At 56.9% G+C, this 6,334-nt stretch carries 5 protein-coding genes and 1 pseudogene; 1 reads left to right on the top strand and 5 read right to left on the bottom strand.

The features are described from left to right. A pseudogene (locus NV64_RS24185) lies at window positions 1-690 on the top strand (AsmA family protein); the annotation flags it as partial. A gap of 69 nt (window positions 691-759) precedes the next feature. On the opposite strand, the gene NV64_RS18100 reads toward NV64_RS24185, so the two are convergent. From NV64_RS18100 to NV64_RS18080, 5 genes are read right to left on the bottom strand one after another with little or no spacing between them, the layout of a single operon-like run. Beyond that, a complete protein-coding gene (locus tag NV64_RS18100; RefSeq protein ID WP_056233533.1) occupies window positions 760-1,308 on the bottom strand; it encodes a fimbrial protein in 549 nt (182 codons plus the stop codon). 8 nt (window positions 1,309-1,316) lie between these two features. Continuing rightward, complete coding sequence (locus NV64_RS18095; protein ID WP_056233531.1) at window positions 1,317-2,390, bottom strand: fimbrial protein; 1,074 nt, start codon at window positions 2,388-2,390, stop codon at window positions 1,317-1,319. Next, window positions 2,387-3,028, bottom strand: coding sequence for a fimbrial protein (locus NV64_RS18090; RefSeq protein WP_158239905.1), 642 nt, complete (start codon window positions 3,026-3,028; stop codon window positions 2,387-2,389). Before NV64_RS18090 ends, NV64_RS18095 begins: the two co-directional genes overlap by 4 nt. A gap of 14 nt (window positions 3,029-3,042) precedes the next feature. Then, entirely contained in the window at window positions 3,043-3,792 is a 750-nt protein-coding gene (locus tag NV64_RS18085) for a molecular chaperone (RefSeq protein WP_101506474.1), read from the bottom strand. A 38-nt stretch (window positions 3,793-3,830) separates the two neighbouring features. After that, entirely contained in the window at window positions 3,831-6,317 is a 2,487-nt protein-coding gene (locus NV64_RS18080) for a fimbria/pilus outer membrane usher protein (RefSeq protein ID WP_101506473.1), read from the bottom strand. Window positions 6,318-6,334: the final 17 nt, after the last annotated feature.

Here is a 6,334-nt window from a genome sequence, read left to right as displayed (position 1 = left end):
TTCAGCTCGCGCTGGGTCAACGGCATGATCCGCACCGGCGGCAACTGGAGCCGCCGTGATAAAAAGCTGACGCTGGATGAGCTGGTGGTCGCCGGGCTGGAATATACGCTGCCGGCCAACTGGCGTGAGCGCTGGTTGCAAACGCTGCCGGGCTGGCTGGACAGCGTGCAGGTTAGCCGCTTCACCGCCAACCGGAACCTGATTATCGATATTAACCCGGACTTCCCGTTCCAGATGACGGCGCTGGACGCCAGCGGCAGCAACCTGCTACTGGCGCAAAATCACCGCTGGGGCATCTGGTCCGGTAGCCTGAGCGCCAACGCCGCCGAGTCCACCTTTAACCGTGTTGACCTGCGCCACCCGTCGCTGGCGCTGAACGCCGACGGCAACAGCATTAACGTCACCGAACTGAGCGCTTTTAGCGGCAGCGGCATGCTGGAGGGAGTGGCCAACGTCAGCCAGGCTCCGCAGCGGGCCCTTTCGCTGTCGCTAACCGGTCGCCAGGTGAATGCGGCGGTGCTGGCGAACTGGGGCTGGCCGGGGCAATCTCTGCCGGCCGGCAGCAACCTGAAGCTTAGTCTTTCCGGTAATTTGCAGGCGGACAAGCCGCTGAAGCCGACGGTGAATGCTACGCTGGAGCTGAACGGCGGTGCGCAGCAGCAGAAACTGGTTAACGGCCAGCTGCAGTAAGTCGCGGGCGGCGAAGCAGACCTGCAACACCGCAGAGTATTGGCACCTGCCGCTCTGCGCACGTCGACGTTACTGATAGTTCAGGGTATAGCTGGCGGTCGAGGTAAACGGGCCGAGCTGCAGGTTATGCTGCTGCAGCGCCTCCGGTTCGCCGCGTACCAGCGCCTGAAAGCCTAACTGCATGCTGCCACGGGTCAGGTCCGTGGCTGGAGTGGGCTGGTCCAGCGTCAGGGGATTACCGTTATCCTGACGCAGATCGATGGCGATCCCGGCGGTACCGCCTGAAGCATTGCTGTGCACCCGCAGAGATTCGGGCAGCGCCTGGCTGCGTTCGCCGGAAAAGGTCACCGTAACGGTTTTATACACCGTAGTGCTGCAGTTGATCAGATGCAGGGTAAACCCTACCGGACGGCTCTGCCTGTTCAGATAGAGATCCTCAGTGGAGAGTTGTTTAAAATCCACCTGCAGCGTCTCATCACCCGGAGCGATGCTGCACGGCAGCGCCACGACACGGCCGTGAAAGCGAATTTCACCACCAATCAGAATCGCTTCGTTAGCCCGCACTGCTAAGGTGAGTAACAGCGCCCAGATGCAGCATACTACGGAGAAAATCTTCATTGCCTCTCCTACTGAAACTCAGCAACAATGCTGCCACTGGCATCGAATTCACCCTCAGGTATTTCACTGCCGGGTTTGGCTATCGGTGCCGCCGTCAAATTCCACGAACCACTGTTGTTGTTGAAGGTTTTCAGATTATAAAATTTTCCCGGAATGACCGGCGAGTTGTCTGCTTTATCTTTCAGCACAATGCCCAGGTTTTTACGGTCGGTGCTACCGGTGGTACCGAGATAGTCCGGGCTGAAGCTGGCCAGGCCGGATCCTGAGGGCTGTACGCCTAATTTGATATTCAGCTTACTCATATCGAAGCTCCCTCCCTTGCAGGCTATTTTAATGGGAACATCTTTCTTAAAATTGTTACCGTTGAGCTGACTACTGTTGCCGGGAATGTCGCCAAAATTGACCACAATCGCATTACCGGCGTTAACTACGCATTTATCCGGTACGGTAATGATCGCTGATTTAAGGGTAACGGTCGTCAGTGGCGTATTGAGTAATACCGGTGTTAGCTCTTGTCGGCCATACAGCTTAACCAGTTCATAGCTGTTAAGTGAGACGCCATTAATGACGGGTTTGGTGATTTTGAACGTAACCTGCCCCTTCGATCCTGACTCAATGCGAGTATCAGTCGTAGGATTTTTACGACAACTTTTTTTATCCTGATTTGAAACGTCGTAAAAGGGTACGTCATAGCCAGGGGTAGGACCATTGACAATAAACACCTGAATTTTTACATCAAAATAGTCATTCAGGCGAAAATAACCCGGATTTATTGCTGAGGGTGTCATACCAGTGGTAGCAGTATAATATCGTGGTTTCTCCTTAATCCTTCCATCCGGGCAGTGAATATACCCTGTATAGACAGCACCGCTGTTATTCCAGGGGGGGGGCATAATGACAGCGCCGGCCACATTATTTTTTATATCCAGCGTCGTCAAACTGACATCATAATTATGCGGCACCTGCGGCGTCACTTCGCCCTGTTCATATGCCAGGGCAGAGTGTCCTGTCAGCATGGCTGCAAACGCTAGTGCCCCCCGAACCGTTAAACATTTTTTACAGCACGCAGTCATTGGGCTCATAAATACTCCACTCGTATATGCAGTGTTCCGAGATAGCTGCCACCGCTGACCCAGCTATCAGTCGCCTCTAAAGCGGCCATCAACGTCAGGCTGTGATTACCCGGCGACAGCAGATAGGGCGTCTGCGCCTGGTTAAGCGACAGCGGCTCACCTCGCGCGTCGAACAGCCGCAGTCCCAGGCCATGTACGTTACCTTCCAGCTGTAGCAGATCGTGGTTAGCGCCGTCAGGCTCGCCGCTAAAGAACAGGGAGACCACCCGCTCTGAACTGCTGAGCAGATGTGCATCGCGGCCGATAGTATGCCCGGGAAAATCCTCGTGTACCTGGCGGGCACCCGCCAGACAGTCCTGTAATTTCAGCACAAAGGTTACTTTTCGAGAACGGTCACCGGCATGATGAAACTCGCGTGCGGTAGCCGTTTTCATCTCCACCAGCTGCTCCTGCGACTGGCTGGCCAGAATGCACGGCGAGACCAGCACGTCACCGCGAAAGTGCACCGTACCGTACTGCCCATCAACGTTGTGCAGATCGCTGCGTGTATCCTTCAGCGCGGCAGCGGCTGGCCGGTCGGCCAGCAGTATCGCCAGACTCAGCAGCAGCCAGCGCAGGCGTGGTGGCCTGGGGTTAATCTTATCCACCGCTTGCCCTCCGCTCATCCGGGCCTGACCGCGCTACATTGCGCGCCGTTGCAGCGGTAATGAATTTCCGGGTGGCCGCCGTAGTCATTGACGTACATCACCATAAAGTCGCTCACGCTGCTGTCGGTTACCGGGATATCGAGCGTCGATTTCGGCGCAATCATCACCCCGGGAAAAGTGGTGATCGGTTCACCGCCCTTCTCCACCGGCTTACGGCTCAGGCCAATGATGGTGATAAAGTAGGGGGTTGGGTTAGTAGCGACGAAGGTTTTTCCCTGCTTATGAAAACTGACCTGATCCTGCCACACCGCGTCACGGCTGGCCGGAATCGCCGCCGTCGGACGATAGAACAGCTTGATGCGCGACTGCATGGAGAGCTGCAGCACGTTGGCCTTTTTCGGCTTCGGCGGGATCTCACGCACGTTAAGGTAGAACAGCGTTTCACGATCCTGCGGCAGCGCATTGATGCCGGCGGTTTTGGTCACGCGGATCACCCCTTTCTGGCCGCCGTTAATGCGTTGCAGCGCGGGCAGCACCAGCAACGGTGAGGTGATATGTTTACCGCTGGCATCTTCTACCCACGCCTGGGCAAGGAACGGCACGTCCGGGCTGGTATTACTCAGATTGGCGCTGGCCGACTCACTGCTGCCGGTGATAATCATCCGCGTGCGGTCCAGTGAAATGCCGGCCTGCGCCGCCCCGATGCCGCCGCTGACAACCAGTGTTAACGCCAGCAGCCTGCTGCTGACTCTCCATATATTCATATTCAGGTTCCTGTTAACTAAGTTCATTACTTTCCCTCTTACTGGCACGGCAGCAGTAGTTGCGCCTGGCCGTGCGGAATCATCTTCGGCACCGTCAGCGCACAGTGAGTTTTACCGTCCCACTGCACGTCCAACTGCTCTCCGGGCTTGATGCCCACCAGCCACGCCAGGCCGCCATCCATCACCATCGCCACGTTAACGCCATCGCCGTTGAGCACGTCGGCACCGAACGGCGGGGCGCTGCCACCCTGCAGACGCAGCTGTGCCATCATCTTCTCACCCTGGGTGACGGAGAATTTCTGGTAGCCGATCGCCCCTTCGGTCAGCGTACTGGTGGCGATAGCATGGCTGGCGTCAACGTCCTGCTTCAGCGAGTCGACGTCAATACGGGTATCAAAGCTGCTGTAGCTGACCACATCAGATACCACGCCGAGGCCCCAGCGGTTGGTGACTGCCTGTTTATCGTTAAGGGGTACACCCGCCACGCCGCCGGTATCGACCATCACCCGTGCCGTGTCCTGGGTACCGCTGCTGCTGTTAAGCGCCACACCGTAGCGGGTAGCGGTGATGCCGCCGGTCGCCGTACCGCCCAGCGAGAGATAGCGGTCCTGCTGGTAGTTAAGGTTGGCATTAATATCAGCCACCTCGGCGCGGTGCTCGTAGAAGCCGTCAAGCGCCACCTTGCCATCCTGGTCTGCGCCGGCACGCAGGCGCCAGTTGTTGTTGATGTCACGGTTATCGCTGTATGAAGCCATCTGGGTGCTTTTTTTGCCGTGCACTTGCAGGTCATACCCTGACCAGCGGCTGTCGCCAATCGGTATCGAGACAGAAAGTGACAGGCTGTCGTCGCGCAACCCCTGATAGAGCGAACGGAACAGCGACAGGTTAGCGCTGATGTTCTTCACGCCGGCAATACGGAACGCGCGGCTAACCGACAGGCCGTAGCGGTCCTGGCTGCTGCGATCCCAGTAGTTCTGGTGGGAATAGGTGAGGAACAGCGTTGTGCGCCAGTCCGGGTTATCCACCCAGAAGGTTTTATTACCGGTGATGGTGTACATCTCTTTTTCGTGGCCAGGGTAACGGTTATCGCTATAGCGCTCATCGAGGTATTGCGCCTGGGTGCGAAATTTTTTCTGCGAGAAGCGATAACCAGCAAAAGTAATGCTGCTGTTATATTCGTCAAAGGTCTTGGCGTAACTGAGCTTAAAGGACATCCCCTGCTGCATGCTTTCATGCGGCAGCTGGCTCAGCGACTGGGTGACGTCCGCCGACAGCGCGCCAAAGACATTCAGATCGCGCCCGGCACCGAGGTTCCAGGCGTTATAACTTTTGCCGGACAGGATCGCCCCGCCGTATATCGACCACGCGTTGCTCAGGCCCCATGAGAAGTCACCGGTGTAAAAGGCGGGCCCCTGAATTTTATGGCTGTACTGTGAAGGCGCACCGACAGAGGTGTTGTAGCGAATATAGCCGGGTCGGGTCAGATAAGGGATCGAGGCGGTATTGACCTCAAATGTACTGACGCTGCCGTCCTGCTCCTCAACGCGTACGTCAAGCTTGCCGCGCACCGCGTTGCTAAGATCCTGAATGTTAAACGGCCCGGCAGGTACGGTGGTTTCATAGATGGTGCGCCCACTCTGGCTGACGGTCACTTTAGCGTTACTTTTAGCGATACCGTGTACCTCCGGCGCATAGCCCTGCAGGTTCGGCGGCAGCATGCGCTCGTCGCTGGCAAGATTGATACCGGTAAAGCGCACCGTGTCGAACACCTGCGAGTTGGAGTAGATTTCGCCCAGCGTCAGTTTCGCCGCCTGCAGCGGTAGCGGCAGGTAAGCATAGATCTGGTTCCAGTCAAAACGGCGCCGGTGGTCACGGGCCGAGTAATAGCCCTGATACTGAGCGCGTAACCGCCAGCCACCGAGGTTGATCCCGGCCTGGCCATAGGCGGAAAAATCGGTACCTGAACCGCCACCGCCCTTGATCTGGCGGGTAGTCTGCCCGCTGACGCTGTAGTCAAGCAATAGCCCGGGGATCCCTCTGTCCCAGCGCTCAGGTGGTACCCAATCCGGATCGCTGTACTTCATCCACGCCTGTGGAATAGAGATATCCAGGCTGCCCTGCTGATTGTTCAGGGAGGCACTGGGGATTGAGCGGATGTCATAACAGCTGTCACTTATTCTACGCACGTGGTTCAGCGCCTCCTCTTTCAGGGCCAGCGCCTGAACAACGTCAACCGGAAGGCAAGCCAGGCTCTGTTTCACGTTATCCGGCGAAACGATATAGGTAATCTTCTGCCGCTTAAAAAAGTTGCCGTTGATTTTCAGATCGAGCAGGTAGGTCGCGGGTGCGACGAAATTATTTTCAGCAAAGCGGCTGAGATCGACATTTTTACGATCGCCCGCATCCAGTGCGTCGGTGCTGAATTCCACCGGGTCATCGGCGGCACTTGACGTCTCCGCACTGGCCAGCAGCAGTAGCAGTTCAAACAACAGCAACCCGATGTTTTTTCTCGTTATGCACTTCATCTGCAACGCATCCTTGC

Origin of the sequence: Erwinia sp. B116 (assembly GCF_002865965.1) — a bacterium.
Taxonomy (GTDB): domain Bacteria; phylum Pseudomonadota; class Gammaproteobacteria; order Enterobacterales; family Enterobacteriaceae; genus Erwinia.
This window is presented reverse-complemented; position numbering and strand designations above follow the sequence as displayed.

Excerpts from the sequence above, each read along its gene's own strand:
- NV64_RS18100 (WP_056233533.1), bottom strand. The coding sequence starts at position 1,308 with ATGAAGATTTTCTCCGTAGTATGCTGCATCTGGGCGCTGTTACTCACC.
- NV64_RS18085 (WP_101506474.1), bottom strand. The coding sequence starts at position 3,792 with ATGAATATATGGAGAGTCAGCAGCAGGCTGCTGGCGTTAACACTGGTT.
- NV64_RS18095 (WP_056233531.1), bottom strand. The coding sequence starts at position 2,390 with ATGAGCCCAATGACTGCGTGCTGTAAAAAATGTTTAACGGTTCGGGGG.
- NV64_RS18080 (WP_101506473.1), bottom strand. The coding sequence starts at position 6,317 with ATGAAGTGCATAACGAGAAAAAACATCGGGTTGCTGTTGTTTGAACTG.